General features: G+C 69.5%; 17 protein-coding genes. 11 read left to right on the forward strand and 6 right to left on the reverse strand.

Annotated elements, in window-relative coordinates:
- Positions 1 to 6 precede the first annotated feature (6 nt).
- The 7 genes from FFS23_RS02215 to FFS23_RS02245 all read left to right on the forward strand — a co-directional run bounded on the left by FFS23_RS02215 (position 7) and on the right by FFS23_RS02245 (position 6989).
- Positions 7 to 357 (forward strand): response regulator, encoded by a 351-nt coding sequence (locus FFS23_RS02215; protein WP_038659233.1) that lies wholly within the window; start codon positions 7 to 9, stop codon positions 355 to 357.
- Positions 358 to 583: 226 nt separating this feature from the next.
- A complete protein-coding gene (locus tag FFS23_RS02220; protein WP_137897274.1) occupies positions 584 to 1351 on the forward strand; it encodes an SDR family NAD(P)-dependent oxidoreductase in 768 nt (255 codons plus the stop codon).
- Between the two features lie 10 nt (positions 1352 to 1361).
- On the forward strand, positions 1362 to 2276 hold the full coding sequence (locus tag FFS23_RS02225; protein WP_137897275.1) for a glycoside hydrolase family protein: 915 nt from the start codon (positions 1362 to 1364) through the stop codon (positions 2274 to 2276).
- A gap of 43 nt (positions 2277 to 2319) precedes the next feature.
- The gene (ilvD, locus tag FFS23_RS02230) at positions 2320 to 4038 is read left to right on the forward strand and encodes a dihydroxy-acid dehydratase (protein WP_038659242.1); all 1719 of its coding nucleotides are present in this window, start codon (positions 2320 to 2322) and stop codon (positions 4036 to 4038) included.
- Positions 4025 to 4420, forward strand: coding sequence for a hypothetical protein (locus tag FFS23_RS02235; RefSeq protein ID WP_137897276.1), 396 nt, complete (start codon positions 4025 to 4027; stop codon positions 4418 to 4420). Before ilvD ends, FFS23_RS02235 begins: the two co-directional genes overlap by 14 nt.
- Entirely contained in the window at positions 4417 to 5805 is a 1389-nt protein-coding gene (locus FFS23_RS02240) for an NAD(P)H-hydrate dehydratase (RefSeq protein ID WP_137897277.1), read from the forward strand. The genes FFS23_RS02235 and FFS23_RS02240 overlap by 4 nt, the downstream gene beginning before the upstream one ends.
- Positions 5802 to 6989, forward strand: coding sequence for a class I SAM-dependent RNA methyltransferase (locus FFS23_RS02245; RefSeq protein WP_137897278.1), 1188 nt, complete (start codon positions 5802 to 5804; stop codon positions 6987 to 6989). Before FFS23_RS02240 ends, FFS23_RS02245 begins: the two co-directional genes overlap by 4 nt.
- A gap of 324 nt (positions 6990 to 7313) precedes the next feature.
- On the opposite strand, the gene truA is transcribed toward FFS23_RS02245, so the two are convergent.
- Positions 7314 to 8051 carry a tRNA pseudouridine(38-40) synthase TruA gene (truA, locus tag FFS23_RS02250; RefSeq protein ID WP_137897279.1) on the reverse strand — a complete coding sequence of 246 codons (738 nt, stop codon included), beginning with the start codon at positions 8049 to 8051 and terminating at the stop codon, positions 7314 to 7316.
- Positions 8048 to 8959 (reverse strand): methionyl-tRNA formyltransferase, encoded by a 912-nt coding sequence (gene fmt, locus FFS23_RS02255; protein ID WP_137897280.1) that lies wholly within the window; start codon positions 8957 to 8959, stop codon positions 8048 to 8050. Before fmt ends, truA begins: the two co-directional genes overlap by 4 nt.
- A 54-nt stretch (positions 8960 to 9013) precedes the next feature.
- Between fmt and recR the strand changes: the two genes are divergently transcribed.
- From recR to FFS23_RS02275, 4 genes are all read left to right on the forward strand, one after another.
- On the forward strand, positions 9014 to 9607 hold the full coding sequence (recR, locus tag FFS23_RS02260) for a recombination mediator RecR (RefSeq protein ID WP_137897281.1): 594 nt from the start codon (positions 9014 to 9016) through the stop codon (positions 9605 to 9607).
- Between the two features lie 70 nt (positions 9608 to 9677).
- Positions 9678 to 10196: a peptide deformylase gene (gene def, locus FFS23_RS02265; protein WP_137897282.1), complete on the forward strand. Its 519-nt coding sequence runs from the start codon at positions 9678 to 9680 to the stop codon at positions 10194 to 10196.
- 158 nt (positions 10197 to 10354) lie between these two features.
- Positions 10355 to 11806: a DNA recombination protein RmuC gene (gene rmuC / locus FFS23_RS02270; protein ID WP_502702109.1), complete on the forward strand. Its 1452-nt coding sequence runs from the start codon at positions 10355 to 10357 to the stop codon at positions 11804 to 11806.
- A 10-nt stretch (positions 11807 to 11816) separates the two neighbouring features.
- Entirely contained in the window at positions 11817 to 12047 is a 231-nt protein-coding gene (locus tag FFS23_RS02275) for a hypothetical protein (protein ID WP_137897284.1), read from the forward strand.
- A gap of 181 nt (positions 12048 to 12228) precedes the next feature.
- Here the strand turns inward: FFS23_RS02275 and FFS23_RS02280 are convergent, their stop codons facing one another.
- Genes FFS23_RS02280 through rapZ form a run of 4 tightly spaced genes read right to left on the reverse strand, consistent with a single transcriptional unit; the run spans position 12229 to position 14667 of the window.
- Positions 12229 to 13026: a TrmH family RNA methyltransferase gene (locus tag FFS23_RS02280; RefSeq protein WP_137897285.1), complete on the reverse strand. Its 798-nt coding sequence runs from the start codon at positions 13024 to 13026 to the stop codon at positions 12229 to 12231.
- Between the two features lie 38 nt (positions 13027 to 13064).
- Entirely contained in the window at positions 13065 to 13340 is a 276-nt protein-coding gene (locus tag FFS23_RS02285; protein ID WP_137897286.1) for an HPr family phosphocarrier protein, read from the reverse strand.
- Entirely contained in the window at positions 13337 to 13744 is a 408-nt protein-coding gene (locus tag FFS23_RS02290; protein ID WP_038659276.1) for a PTS sugar transporter subunit IIA, read from the reverse strand. The genes FFS23_RS02285 and FFS23_RS02290 overlap by 4 nt, the downstream gene beginning before the upstream one ends.
- A gap of 14 nt (positions 13745 to 13758) precedes the next feature.
- The gene (gene rapZ / locus FFS23_RS02295; RefSeq protein WP_137897287.1) at positions 13759 to 14667 is read right to left on the reverse strand and encodes an RNase adapter RapZ; all 909 of its coding nucleotides are present in this window, start codon (positions 14665 to 14667) and stop codon (positions 13759 to 13761) included.
- Positions 14668 to 14674: the final 7 nt, after the last annotated feature.

The raw sequence follows: 14674 nt of genomic DNA on the forward strand, positions 1-14674 counted from the left end.
CGCGGGATGGCTTCTCCTACGCAGATCCTCATCGTCGAGGATGAACCCCTCATTGCGATGATGCTCGAGGATTTCCTCGAGGTCCTGGACAAGACGTCCGCCGGCACCGTCGACACGGTCGCCGGGGCGCTGGCGCGGGTCGAGGACGGCGGCATCGACGCCGCGATCCTCGACGTCAACCTGCGCGGCGGCGAAAAGAGCACGCCGATCGCCGAAGCGTTGGCGGCGCGCGACATCCCCTTCATCTTCGCCACCGGCGGCAGCGACGACAGCGTCGACGCGCAATTCCGCGACCGGCCGGTGCTGCAGAAGCCGTTCACGATGGACGGCGTGGCGAAGGCCCTCGAAGCGCTCTAAAGCGGGGCCTCTGCCAAATCCTGCCAGTGCTCCCGCGCAGGCGGGAGCCCAGGAGTCGCGCGCTACCGAACGTTACTCTGTTTGGCTCTGGGTTCCCGCCTTCGCGGGAACACGGGGAGGTGATCGCGCGAAGCGACAGGTGCGCCCCCGCGCATGACGCATTTGTCACCGGAACGAAGGCCCTGCGGATCGCATTGACGGTCCAGGCTTTCAGGAAGGAACAGGCGTGGCAGGCGAACCGATTGCGATCGTGACCGGCGGGGAATCCGGCATCGGTGCGGCCTGCGTCGCGGCGCTCGCCAAGGCCGGCGCCCGCGTCGTCTTCACCTATTTCCGCGACGCCGCCGCAGCCGAGGGGGTTGCGACCGCGGCCGGCGGCGAAACTTGCGCTTATGCCGTCCAATGCGACGTCTCCAGCGAAGCCGCGGTCGAGACCCTCTTCACCGAGGCCGAGGCGCGCTTCGGCACCGCAACCTGGCTGGTCAATTCCGCCGGGCTCAACATGGCGGGCACAAAGCTGGTCGACATGCCGCTCGACCAGTTCGACCGGGTGATCCGCTCCGACCTCTACGGCCCGTTCCTCACCTGCCGCCGCTTCGTCCGCGCGGCCGAGGCCGTGAAGGCCGGCGGCCGTATCGTCAACATTTCCTCGATCCACGAGCGCGCGCCGCGCCCCGGCGGCGCCGATTACGATTCGGCCAAAGGCGGCCTCGCCCAGCTCACCGCGACGCTGGCGCTCGAGCTGGCGCCGTCGCGGATCGCGGTCAACGGCATCGCCCCCGGCATGATCCTGACCCCGATGAACGCGCATGCGGTCGCGGACCATGACTATCGCGCCAAGCTGGAGGCGAACATCCCCTGGGGCCGCGCCGGCACCGCCGACGAGGTCGCGACGCTCGTCGCCTTCCTGCTTTCGCCCGCCGCCGATTACATCACCGGCACCACCGTGACGATCGACGGCGCCTTGTCGCTCGTCATCGCGCAGGGCGCATAAGAAGCGCCCGATGCCCACCTACGCCGTCGAAGCGCTCGACACCGTCACCATCGCCCCGGGTTCGCCGATCGACGGCATGGACCTAATGAGCCCGTTCGTGTGGCAGGAGCACGGCCGCTACCGCATGCTGGTGCGCGGCGTCCCCGATCCGCTCGGGCCGCACGATCCGACCGGGCTGATCGCCAGCGGCTGGAGCGACGACGGCCTCCATTTCACGCTCGACGCGCAACTCGCCATCGCCCCGGGGACCGATCCGCAGGACGCCGACGCGGGCGGTTGCGAAGACCCGACCGTGCTGATCGCCGACGACGGCAGCTATGTCGTCTATTACACCGGCGTCGACGCCGCCCGCTCGCAAGGCGTGCTGATCGCCGCCAGTGGCCCCTCGCTCGATACGTTGGTCAAACGCCGCGTCGCGCTCGCCGCACCGGCCGGCGAAGGCAATATCAAGGAGGCGACCTTCGCGCAGACCCCGGCGGGCGACTGGCGCCTGTTCTACGAATATGCCGCTGCGGAAGAGCGCGGTATCGGCGCCTCGCGCGTCGGCATCGCCCGGGCCGAAATGCTCGGCGATCCGTGGACGTCGCTCGCCGATCCCTTTCCGATACGCGCCGACTCCTGGGACAATTGGCACCTCTCCACCGGCCCGGTCTGCCAATTGCCCGGTGCCGATCCGGTGATGTTCTACAATGGCGCGACGCTCGACGCGCGCTGGCGGATCGGCTGGATCAGTTTCTCGCCCGACTTCGCGCACGTCACCGGCCGCGGCCTCGAACCCGTCATCCTGCCGCCGCCGCCCGAGGATCGCGCCAAGACTGACATCGCCTTCGCCGCCTCGACCATTATCGAGAACGGCATGATATCGCTGTACTTTTCGCTTGAGGACCGCATTCTGCGCCGCGCCCGCATCCGATATTACGCGTAACAAGCTTGCGTTGAAGGGGCCTCCCGCGACATAGGGCGTCGCCATGACCCAGTTTGACAAGTCCCGCCTGCCGAGCCGTCACGTCTCCGTCGGCCCCGAACGCGCTCCGCATCGCAGTTATTATTATGCCATGGGCATCGGCGAGGAGGATATCGCCAAGCCCTTCGTCGCGCTTGCCAGCGCCGGCAACAATTCGGCGCCGTGCAACACCACGCTCGACGGTCAGGCCGATGCCGCGCAGGCCGGCGTGATCCAGGGCGGCGGCATGCCGCGCCGCTTCAACACGATCACCGTCACCGACGGTATCGCGATGGGCCATCAGGGTATGAAGGCGTCGCTGGTCAGCCGCGAGGTGATCGCCGATTCGGTCGAGCTTTCCGTCCGCGGCCATTGCTACGACGCGCTGGTCGGCTTCGCCGGCTGCGACAAGTCGCTGCCCGGCATGATGATGGCGATGCTGCGCCTCAACATCCCGTCGATCTTCGTCTACGGCGGCTCGATCCTGCCCGGCCGCTTCCACGACCGCGACGTCACCGTCGTCGACGTGTTCGAGGTGGTCGGCAAATATGCCGCCGGCGCCTGTCCGCTGTCGGAGGTCCACGAACTCGAAAAGGTCGCCTGTCCCGGTCACGGCGCCTGTGGCGGCCAGTTCACCGCCAACACCATGGCCTGCGTCGGCGAGGCGATCGGCCTCAGCCTGCCCAACAGCAACATGGTCCCCGCACCCTATTCGACGCGCGAGCAGATCGCCGTCGCCGCCGGCGCGCAGGTGATGGAGCTGGTCGCCAAGCAACTCCGCCCGCGCGACATCTGCACCCGCGAGGCGTTCATCAACGCGGCCCGCGTCGTCGCCGCCACCGGCGGCTCGACCAACGCCGCGCTGCACCTGCCGGCGATGGCGAGCGAGGCGGGCATCGACTTCGACCTGTTCGATGTCGCCGAGGCGTTCAAATCGACGCCGTATATCGCCGACCTCAAGCCCGGCGGGCGGTATGTCGCGAAGGACATGTACGAGGCGGGCGGCGTCTACATGCTGATGAAGACGATGCTCGCCGGCGGCCTGCTCGACGGCAATTGCATGACCGTCACCGGGCGTACGCTGGGCGAGAACATCGATCAGGTGACGTGGAACCCCGACCAGAAGGTCATCTACGACGTCGCCACGCCATTGAGCCCGACCGGCGGTGTCGTCGGCCTGCGCGGCAGCCTCGCCCCCGATGGCGCGATCGTGAAGGTCGCCGGCATGCACCGCCTCCAGTTCGAGGGACCGGCGCGCGTCTTCGATTGCGAGGAGGATTGCTTCGCCGCTGTCGAGGCGCGCAGCATCAACGAGGGCGAGGTGCTCATCATCCGCTACGAGGGGCCGAAGGGCGGCCCCGGCATGCGCGAGATGCTGTCGACCACCGCCGCGCTCTACGGCCTCGGCATGGGCGAGAAGGTCGCGCTCATCACCGACGGTCGCTTTTCGGGCGCGACGCGCGGCTTCTGCATCGGCCATGTCGGACCCGAAGCCGCCGAGGGTGGCCCGATCGCCTTGGTCGAGGACGGCGACACGATCCGCATCGACGCCGAGGCGGGCACGATCGACCTGCTGGTCGACGATGCCGTGCTCGCCGAGCGCCGCGCCGCGTGGCGCCCGCGGGTGAACGATTACGGCTCGGGCGCATTGTGGCGCTATGCCCAGAACGTCGGTCCTGCCTGGCAGGGCGCTGTCACCCATCCCGGCGCCAAGGCCGAAACGCACGTCTATGCGGATATCTGATCGCGGCGCGGCGGGGGCGACGCTGCTGCTCCTCGCCGCGTGCAGCGATCCGCGCGCCGACGGCAACACGCTGGCGCAGGTCGAATCGGCGCAGGCCGAGGCGGCAGAGGACGACGGTAACATCCTTTGTGCGCGGGACGGGGAGTCGCTGAAGCGCGATTGCACCGTCGAGCAGACGCAGAGCGAACGCGGCTTGATCCTCACCGTGCGTCATGCGGATGGCGGCTTTCACCGTTTGCTGGTGACGCGCGACGGCCGCGGCGTGGTCGCGGCGGACGGTGCCGAACCAGCGAAGGTCACGATCCCCGAGCCGGGTGTGATCGACGTCGCGCTTGGCACCGATCGCTTTCGTCTCCCCGCGACGATCAAGCCCGCCCAATGATCGCGATCGACGGCCAGCCGATCCTCACCGCCGCGCAGATGCGCGCCGCGGAAGATGCCGCGGTCGCCGCCGGCACGTCGGTCACGGCGCTGATGCAGCGGGCGGGGGAGGGCATCGCCGCCGCCGCGCGGCGCCTCGCCGCCGGCGCGGACGTTCTCGTCGTCTGCGGCCCCGGCAACAATGGCGGCGACGGCTATGTCGCCGCGACGACGCTCGCCCGCCTCGGCCACCCGGTCCGCGTCGCCGCCGGCGCCCCGCCGAAAACCGACGCCGCCATCGCCGCGCGCGCCGGCTGGACCGGCCCGATCGAGCCGCTCGCCGACGCCGCACCCGCGCCGGTGCTGATCGATTGCCTGTTCGGCACCGGCATGACGCGTCCGCTCGCACCGACGATCGACGCGACGCTTGCCCGCCTGTCGCGCGCCGCGCGCCTCGTCATCGCCGCCGATTTGCCCAGCGGCACCGACGCCGACAGCGCCCGGGCCCCCGATTGGGCCACGGACCACCCCGTCACGCTGACGCTCGCGCTCGGCGCGCTCAAACCCGCGCACGTCCTCCACCCCGCCGCGGCCGCCTGCGGCACCGTCCGCCTGATCGACCTCGCTATCGACCGCTTCGATACGGTCGCCGTCGCCCGCCGGCCGACGCTGCCGCAACCCGGCCCCGCCTCGCATAAATATACCCGCGGCATGGTCGCGATCGTCACGGGGGCAATGGAAGGCGCCGCCCGCCTCGCCGCCGTCGCCGCACTGCGCAGCGGTGCGGGCTATGTCGCGCTCTACGGCGGCAGCGGGCAGGGCGGTCCCGACGCGATCGTCCACCGCCCCTACGACCCCGAAGCGATCGCCGACGACCGCATCGGCGCGATCCTGATCGGTCCCGGCCTCGGCCGTGACGACGAGGCACGCGCGCGGCTCGCCGCGCTGATCGCCGCCGACACGCACCGGCTCGTCATCGACGGCGACGCGCTCCACCTGCTCGACCCGGACGCGTTGCGCGACCGCCGCAATCCGGTCGTCCTCACCCCCCACGCCGGCGAGTTCCGCGCGCTCTTCGGCACCCCCGACGGCGCTCTGATCGATCAGGCGCGCCGCGCCGCGGCCCGCGCCGCCGCCATCGTCGTTCTCAAAGGCCCGACGACGATCGTCACCGACGCCACCAGCGCGCGCGTCCACCCCGCCGGCAATCCGTGGCTTTCGACCGCCGGCACCGGCGACGTCCTCGCCGGCACGATCGCCGCACAGCTCGCGCAACCCCATGCCGATCCGCTTGCCGCCGCCGACGCCGGTGTCTGGCTCCACGCCCGCGCCGCGCGGATCGCAGGGAAAAGCTTCATCGCCGACGACTTGGCAAATGCGCTCACCCCGGCCAGAGCCGGCGCATGACCTCCACCGATACGATCCTGCGCGTCGCGGCGCGCGGCGACGGCGTCACCGCCGATGGCCGCCACGCCGCCTTCGCCGCGCCCGGCGACCTGCTCAACGACGACGGCACGCTGACCCACGGTCCGCACCATCAGGCGCCGCCCTGCCGCCACTTCCCCGACTGCGGCGGCTGCCAGCTCCAGCATCTCGACGACGACGCGTATGCCGCTTTCGTCACCGACCGCGTCGCCAGCGCGCTCGACGGTCAGGAACTGACCGCCACGCTGCGCCCGCCGCTCGTCTCGCCGCCCAACACCCGCCGCCGCGCGACGCTGCATGCGGAGGGGAAGGGCGGCCGCGTCACGCTCGGCTTCACCGCCGAGAAGAGCCATGCGATCGTCGACATGCGCGAATGCCATATCCTCGCGCCCGCCTTGTTCGCGGTCGTCGGCCCGTTGCGCACCCTGCTCCAGAAACTCGGCTTCAAGCGGCGCGGCGACGTCCACCTGACCCTGTCCGACCAGGGTCCGGACGTGATGGTCACCAACCTCACCGCCGACGGCCTCGCCGCCGCCGAGGCGATCACGAGCTTCTGCGAACGCCACGGCATCGCGCGCTTCACGCTCGACAGCGGCATCGGCGCCGAGACCCGCTGGGAGCCGCAGCCGGTGACGATCACGCTCGGCGGCCACCCGGTGCCGCTGCCCCCCGCCGCATTCCTGCAGGCGACGCAGGAGGGCGAGGACGCGCTCGTCGCCGCGATGCGCGAGGCGACGAGCGGCGCGACGACGATCGCCGACCTGTTCGCCGGCCTCGGCACGTTCACGCTCGCACTGCCGGCACGCGTCTACGCGGCGGAGGGCGCGCGCGACGCGCTCTTTTCGCTCAAGGCGGCGGCGGGCAGGGGCCAGCTTCCCGTCTTCACCGAACACCGCGATCTCTACCGCCGCCCGCTGACGGTGGCCGAGCTCGACCGGTTCGACGCGATCGTCATCGATCCGCCGCGCGCCGGCGCCCGCGATCAGGCCGAGGCGCTCGCCACCTGTCAGGCGAAGGTGATCGGCTACGTCTCGTGCAACCCGTCGAGCTTCGCCCGCGACGCGAAATTGCTCATCGACGGCGGCTGGCGGATCGACTGGGTGCAGCCTGTCGGCCAGTTCCGCTGGTCCACCCACGTCGAACTCGCGGCCCGCTTCGTGCGGTAATTTCGCGCGAAGACGCGAAGACGCGACGAGGCCCCGCCAAGCGGCGACCGAAGCGACCGGAAGACAATGCGCCGCATGGGGAACGCGCCCCAGCTATCCCGATCGCAACACCTTCGCGTCTTCGCGTCTTCGCGCGAAACCATCATCGGCCTGAAAAGAAGAATGGTTCACGCGGAGGCGCGGAGGCGCGGAGATGTTGCGCCCGCGGCCAGATCAACGATCGTCGCCAGCTCCCGCTCGCGGCAGCCACAAACGCCAACGTCTCCCGATCGCGCAACTTGCGCCAAGGGCGGGATCTCCGCGCCTCCGCGCCTCCGCGTGAACTCAATATACCGCTGACACGAAGAATAGCCCGTCCGGCGGCGCGTTGAGCCCCAGACGCGCCCGGTCCCGCGCCTCCAAAGCAACCCGCACGTCGTCCACCGACCAGCGCCCCATACCGACCAGCGCCAGACACCCGACCATCGAGCGCACCTGATGGTGAAGGAACGACCGCGCCGCCGCGCGTATCGAGATCCGTTCACCCGCCCGCGTCACCGACAGCCGATCGAGCGTCCGCACCGGGCTGTCTGCCTGACAATGCGCCGAGCGGAATGTGGTGAAGTCGTGCCGCCCGACCAGCACCGCCGCGGCCGCCGCCATCGCGTCGGCATCGAGCAGCTGCGGCACCTGCCACGCCAGCCCCGCCTCCCAGGTCAGCGGGCTGCGCCGGTTGACGATGCGATAGTCATACGCCCGCCCCAGACACGAAAACCGCGCATGCCAGTCGTCCGCCACCACGACGCAATCGAGCACCGCCACCGGCGCCGGCCGCACCCGCGCATTCAGCGCCTCCATCAACCGGAACGGCGCGATATCCTTGCCGATATCGACATGCGCGCGCATCCCCAGCCCATGCACCCCGGCATCGGTCCTCCCCGCCGCATGCACCGCGGTCCGCTCGCCGGTCACCGCGAAAACCGCCTCCTCCAGCGCTTGCTGCACGCTCGGCCCATGCTTCTGCCGCTGCCAGCCCATGAACGGCCGGCCGTCATATTCCACCGTCAGCGCGAACCGCGTCAAAGCTGCGTGCCCGATCGCACCGGAAAGCCGCGCAGCAACTCCGCCGTGCTCGTCACACCGCGCCCGGCGCGCTGCACCAGCGTCGGCCGGATCGCGCCGTCGGCGCAGGCGATCGTCAGCGCATCGTCCACCGTCGTCCCCTCGCCGCCGGGGAAGCTGAACGGCAGCACGTCCGCGGCGAGCACCTTGACCCGCTCGCCCGCGATCTCGAACCACGCCCCCGGCGCCGGGTGCATCGCGCGCACCAGTCGCTCGACCTCGACCGCGCTACGCGTGAAGTCGATCCGCGCCTCCGCCTTGTCGATCTTGCTGGCATAAGTGACGCCTTCCTCGGGCTGCGCCACCGGCGCATGCGCGTCCGGATCGCCGAGCACCGCGACCATCAGCCGCGCGCCCAGCGTGGCCAGCTCTGCGGTCAGTTCGCCCGCGGTCTTGCGATCGATCGCCACGCGCCCTTCCAGCCGCACCGGGCCGGTATCGAGCCCCGCCTCCATCTGCATGATGCCGACCCCGGTCTCGGCATCGCCGGCGAGGATCGCGCGCTGCACCGGCGCCGCCCCGCGCCAGCGCGGCAGCAGCGAGCCATGCACGTTGAGACACCCCAACCGCGGCGCCGCCAGCACCGGCTTCGGCAGGATCAGCCCGTACGCCGCCACCACCGCGACATCCGCGTCCAGCGCCGCGAACGCCGCCTGCTCCTCCGCGCCCTTCAGGCTGACCGGATGCCGCACCGCGATCCCGAGCGCCTCGGCGCGCTGCTGCACCGGCGAGGCGACCGTCTCGCGCCCGCGCCGCCCGCCGGGGCGCGGCGGCTGGCTATAGGCCGCGACGACGTCATGCCCGGCCGAAACCAGCGCCTCCAGCGTCGGTACGGCGAAGTCGGGGGTTCCCATAAAGATGATCCGCATGGCCTGCCTTCAACGCGCTGGCGGGCGACGGCGCAACCCCCTATCTGTTCCGTCATGGCCTCTCCCGAAATCGAAGCCCTGACCCAGGCGCTCGCGCGCCTCCCCGGCCTTGGCCCGCGTTCGGCGCGCCGCGCGGTGCTGCATCTGCTCAAGAAGCGCGAGGCGGCGCTCGGTCCGCTGCGTGCCGCGCTCGAGGCGGTCGACGAACGGCTCGAGACCTGCGCCACCTGTGGCAACGTCGACACCGCCAACCCCTGCGCGATCTGCGCCGACCCGCGCCGCGACCAGCGCTCGCTCTGCGTGGTGGAGGAAGTGGCGGACCTGTGGGCGCTCGAACGCTCGCGGTTGTTTCCCGGCCGCTTCCACGTCCTCGGCGGCCGGCTGTCGGCGCTCGAAGGCATCCGCCCGGAGGATCTCGCGATCGACGCACTGGTCACCCGGATCGAGGGCGGCGGCATCGACGAGGTCGTCCTCGCGATGAACGCGACGCTGGAGGGCCAGACGACGGCGCATTACCTCGCCGACCGCATCGAGCGCTTCCCGGTGCGCGTGACCCAGCTCGCCCACGGCCTGCCGGTCGGCGGCGAGCTGGATTATCTCGACGAAGGCACGCTCGCGCAGGCGCTGCGCGCGCGACGTCCGGTCTAATTCCTCCCCGTGCCGGGGAGGACTACGCTCGAACTTGACGCCAAACTCCTCGCCACCTAGCTGACCGGGCATGGCAGTCCTCCCCATCGTCGAAGTCCCCGATCCGCGCCTGCGCCTGATCTCCAAGCCCGTCGAGCAGGTCACCGACGAGACGCGCGCCTTCGTCCGGGACATGATCGATACGATGTACGACGCCAACGGCATCGGCCTCGCCGCAATTCAGGTCGGTATCGACAGCCGCATCCTCGTCATCGACCTGCAGGACGAGAAGGACGAGGACGACAAGCCGATCAAGGCGCCCCACGCCTATATCAACCCCGAAATCCTCTCGGTCAGCGAAGAGACGAGCAGCTACAACGAAGGCTGCCTGTCGATCCCCGAACAATATGCCGACGTCGCCCGCCCGGCGAGCTGCCGCGTCCGCTGGCTCGACGAACAGGGCGAGCGCCACGAGGAAGAGCTCACCGGCCTGCTCTCGACCTGCATGCAGCACGAGATCGACCATCTCAACGGCGTGCTCTTCATCGACCATATCAGCCGCCTGAAGCGCGACATGGTCATGAAGAAGCTGGCGAAGATGCGCCGCTAAGGCATTTGCCAAGTCCCCCTCCCTGAAGGAAGGGGCCGCGCCTTGGTAGCCTCTCGCATCCCGTCTGCCGTATTTAGGGACTGTCCTCCCCCCGACGTTCGATCTATGTTCCTCGCCACGACAAGACTGCCGGCGCGGTTTGCCGGCCGCCAAAGGGAATGAACGTGGACCTGACGATCGTCATCATCGCCATCCTCGCGCTGGCCGCGGGCCTGCTCGTCGGCGCGCTGCTCGCCAACCGCAAGGCAGGCAGCCTCGCGGCCGATCTCGCCGTGGCGCAGAGCAAGGCCGCCGACGCCGAACTGGTCGCCCGCGCCCGCGACGCCGTCGAGCGCGAGCGCAACGAGGCGATGCGCGACCTCGCCGCGCTGCGCGCCCAGTCGGAGGACCGTGCGGCTACCCTCGATGCCTTGCGCGACGAACTCGCGACGATCCGCGCCGATCGCGACGCCGCCCGCACCGCGCTCGCCAGCACCGGCGCGCAGGTCGAGGCGTTCGAAGCGCGCCTGCTCGACATGCGCGACGCCAAGGAGCAGATGGCGGCGCAGTTCAACGACCTCGCCAACAAGGCGCTGACCGATGCGCAGAAGGCGTTCCTCGACCGCGCCGAAGCGCGCTTCCGCCATTCGGAGGAACTCGCCGGCACCAACCTCAAATCCTTGCTCCAGCCGGTCAACGACCGTCTCGCCCGCTACGAGGAGGGCGTCGCCAAGGTCGAGGCCGAACGCCGCGACGCCTTCGGCGATCTCAAGGGCCAGATCGAACAGATGCGGCTCGGTCAGGAACGCGTCTCGGGTGAGGCGGCCAAATTGGTCAACGCGCTGCGCAACGCGCCCAAGGCGCGCGGCCGCTGGGGCGAGCAGCAGCTCCGCAACGTGCTCGAGACCTGCGGCCTCGCCGAACATACCGATTTCGCGATGGAGGTCAGCGTCGCCGACGGGGAAGGGGGCCGCCTGCGCCCCGATGCGATCGTCCGCGTTCCCGGCGGCAAGTCGCTGATCATCGACGCCAAGGTGTCGCTCAACGCCTATCAGGACGCCTTCGGCGCGGTCGACGAGAGCGAGCGCCACATCGGTCTCACCGCGCATGCCGCCTCGATGCGCGCGCATATCAACGGCCTGTCGGCAAAGGCCTATTGGTCGCAGTTCGACGACACGCCCGAATATGTCGTGATGTTCGTTCCCGGCGAGCATTTCCTGTCCGCCGCGCTGGAGCACGATGCCGGCCTGTGGGACTATGCGTTCGACAAGAAGGTGTTGCTCGCCACCCCGACCAATCTGATCGCGATCGCGCGCACGGTGGCGGCGGTTTGGCGGCAGGAGAAACTGGCGACCGAGGCCCGAGCGATCGGCGCGCTCGGCAAGGAACTCTACGACCGGCTTGCCAAGGCCGGCGAGGATCTGCGTAAGGTCGGCGGCGGCCTGACGACGGCGGTCAACAATTACAACAATTTCGTCTCGAGCTTCGAAAGCCGCGCCTTGGTGTCGGCGCGCAAGTTCCGCGACCTCAATATCGAGCCGGGTGCGCGCGAGATCGGCGTTGCGGAACCCGTCGAGGCGTTGGCGCGCTACGGTGAGGAAGCGCTGCGCCTCCCCGACGCGGCAGAATAGGGTCGCGACGATGAAGGGCATGCACGACGGCGACGTCATCATGGATCACGACGGCAGGCTGTCCGGCATGGTGGCGGGCGACGTGATCGTTCGCTCTGGCTGCGATGTCCGGATCAGCGGCATGGTCGCAGGAGACGTCTATGTCGAGGCCGGCGCCCGGGCGCGGATCAGCGGCATGGTGTCCGGCCGGATCGTCAACCGTGGCGGCGCGATTCGGGTCAGCGGCATGGTCGGAGGCTAAGCCGATCGGCAAGGCTTTGATGCGGCGGTCGTATCCGGCGCTGATGTCCACTTGAGACCGTCGTGGTACCGAATGGCTGTTTTCTGATCGGTGCAGATGTCGAAATGATAGGGCTCGATCGTTTTGATTAAGGCGTCCAACTCGTCCATGTTGGCTGCCCGGCAAGACGCGAGGATGAGCCCTAGCCGAGCTGCGCCAGCACCTCATAGGCCATCACCGCCGTTGCAACCGCGGCGTTGAGGCTGTCCGCCTTGCCCAGCATCGGGATCTTGACCAGCAGGTCGCACGCCGCGGCATAGTCCGCCGGCATCCCCTGCGCCTCGTTGCCGGTCAGCAGGAAGGTCGGCGCCGCGTAGCGCGCCGCGCGATAATCATGCTCGGTATCGAGGCTCAGCCCGACGAGTTGCCCCGGCCCCTCGCGCAGCCAGCCGAGGAACGGCGCCCACTCGCTTCGCACGACGGGAATGGTGAACAGCGCCCCCATACTGGCGCGCACCGCCTCGACCGAAAAGGGATCGACGCATTCGCCGATCAGGATCAGCCCGCCCGCGCCGACCGCATCGGCGGTGCGCAGGATCGTGCCGAGATTGCCGGGATCGCGCAGCCGCTCGGCGACCAGCCAGATCTTCGCCGTGGTCCGATCGAGATCGGCGAGCGTCCGGTCGAACTCGTCGAATACGCCGACCACCGCCTGCGGATTGTCCTTGCCCGACAGTTTGGACAGGATGTCGGGCGTTGTCTGGATCGACTCGCCGCCCGCCATCTCGACGTCGATCGACAGGGCATGGACCAAAGGATGGTCGGCATTGCCCGCCGCATAGAACAGGATGCGCGGCAGCCGCCCGGTCTCGCGCGCCTCGGTGAGGATACGCAGCCCCTCGGCCATGAACTGGCGCGCGCCGCGGCGATGGCGCTTGTCGCGCAGCTCGCGGGCATATTTGACGAGGGGGTTGGAAAAGGCGGTGATCTCACGGGGCATAGGTCCCCCCTCCGGCACAGCGGCCGGTCAGCGCAAGCTCAATCTTCGCCGAATTTGGCCTCGACCAGCTCGCACAGCGCGCTGACCGCCGCCTCGGCGCCGTCGCCGCTCGCGCTGATCGTGATCGAATCGCCCTTGGCGGCGCCGAGCATCATCAGTCCCATGATCGACGTGCCGGTCACCGCGCCGTCGTCCTTGCTGACCCTGACTTCCACCGGCTGGGTCGAGGCGAGCGTGACGAACTTGGCGCTCGCCCGCGCGTGGAGCCCGCGCTTGTTGGTGATGAGGACGGTGCGGGCGATCTCGTCGCTCACGCCGCCGCCTCGCCGAGCACTTCGGAGGCGACCGAGATATATTTGCGCCCCGCCTCGCGCGCCGCGGCGACCGCCTCGACGACCTTCATCGACTTGCGCGCCGAGCCGAGCCGGATCAGCATCGGCAAATTCATCCCCGCGATCACCTCGACCCGGCCGCGCTCCATCAGCGAGATGGCGAGGTTGGACGGCGTGCCGCCGAACAGGTCGGTCAGCACGATCACGCCGCGCCCCGAATCGACCGCGCCGATCGCGGTGGCGATATCGGCGCGCCGCTCCTCCATATCGTCATCGGGACCGATCGAGATCGTCGCGATGCGATCCTGCGGGCCGACGACATGGATCATCGCGGTCACGAATTCTTCCGCAAGCCGCCCGTGCGTCACCAGAACGAGGCCAATCATCTCAGATACGTTACTCATTTGCTGGCCGGCGGCCCCTCGAGCGAGTCCTGCGGTGCGGCCCCGAGGTCGCGATGCGTAATGGTGGGCGAAAAACCCGCTTTGCGCAACCGGTCAGCGAGACGCTCGGTGACATGGACCGATCTATGTCTCCCTCCGGTACAGCCGATCGCGACGCTGACATAGGATTTGCCCTCGGCACGATAGCGCGGCAGCAGCAATTCGAGCAGGCTGCCGATCTGTTCCATCGCCGCCGGATAGGCGGGGTCCGCCGCCACATAAGCGGCGACGTCGGCGTCCAGCCCGGTGCCGGGCCGCAGCACCGGGTCCCAATGCGGATTGCGCAGGAAACGCATGTCGAAGACGAGATCGGCGTTGCGCGGCAGCCCGCGCGCGAAGCCGAACGACTGGATCGACAGCACCGGCGCGTCGCGCCCATGGCCGGCGAAGGTCGTGCGCACCTGCTGCGCCAGCGCATTGGCGGTGAGATCGGTGGTGTCGATCAGCCGGTTGGCCCAGTCGCGCAATGGCCGTAGCAATTCGCGCTCGCGCGCGATGCCGTCGCCCGCCGGCCGGTCGGGGGCGAGCGGGTGGCGCCGCCGCGTCTCGGAATAGCGCCGCTCCAGCTCGGCGCCCGAACAGTCGAGGAACAGCATGCCGATATCGAGGCCATGATCGTCGCGCAGCGAGCGGATGCGCTCGACGATCCGCGTCGGGTCGAAATCGCGGGTGCGCGCGCCGATGCCGATCGCCAGCGGCTGGCTGTCGTCCGCCGCCCCCGCGGCGAGCGGGGCGTCGAGCAACCGGTCGAGCAGCACCAGCGGCAGATTGTCGACCACCTCCCAGCCGAGATCCTCGAGCGTCTTGAGCACCGTCGACTTGCCCGCGCCGGACAGGCCGGTGACGAGCAATATGTCCTTGGTCATGGCAGGA

Source organism: Sphingomonas sp. 2SG, from assembly GCF_005503285.1.
GTDB classification, from domain to species: domain Bacteria; phylum Pseudomonadota; class Alphaproteobacteria; order Sphingomonadales; family Sphingomonadaceae; genus Sphingomonas; species Sphingomonas taxi.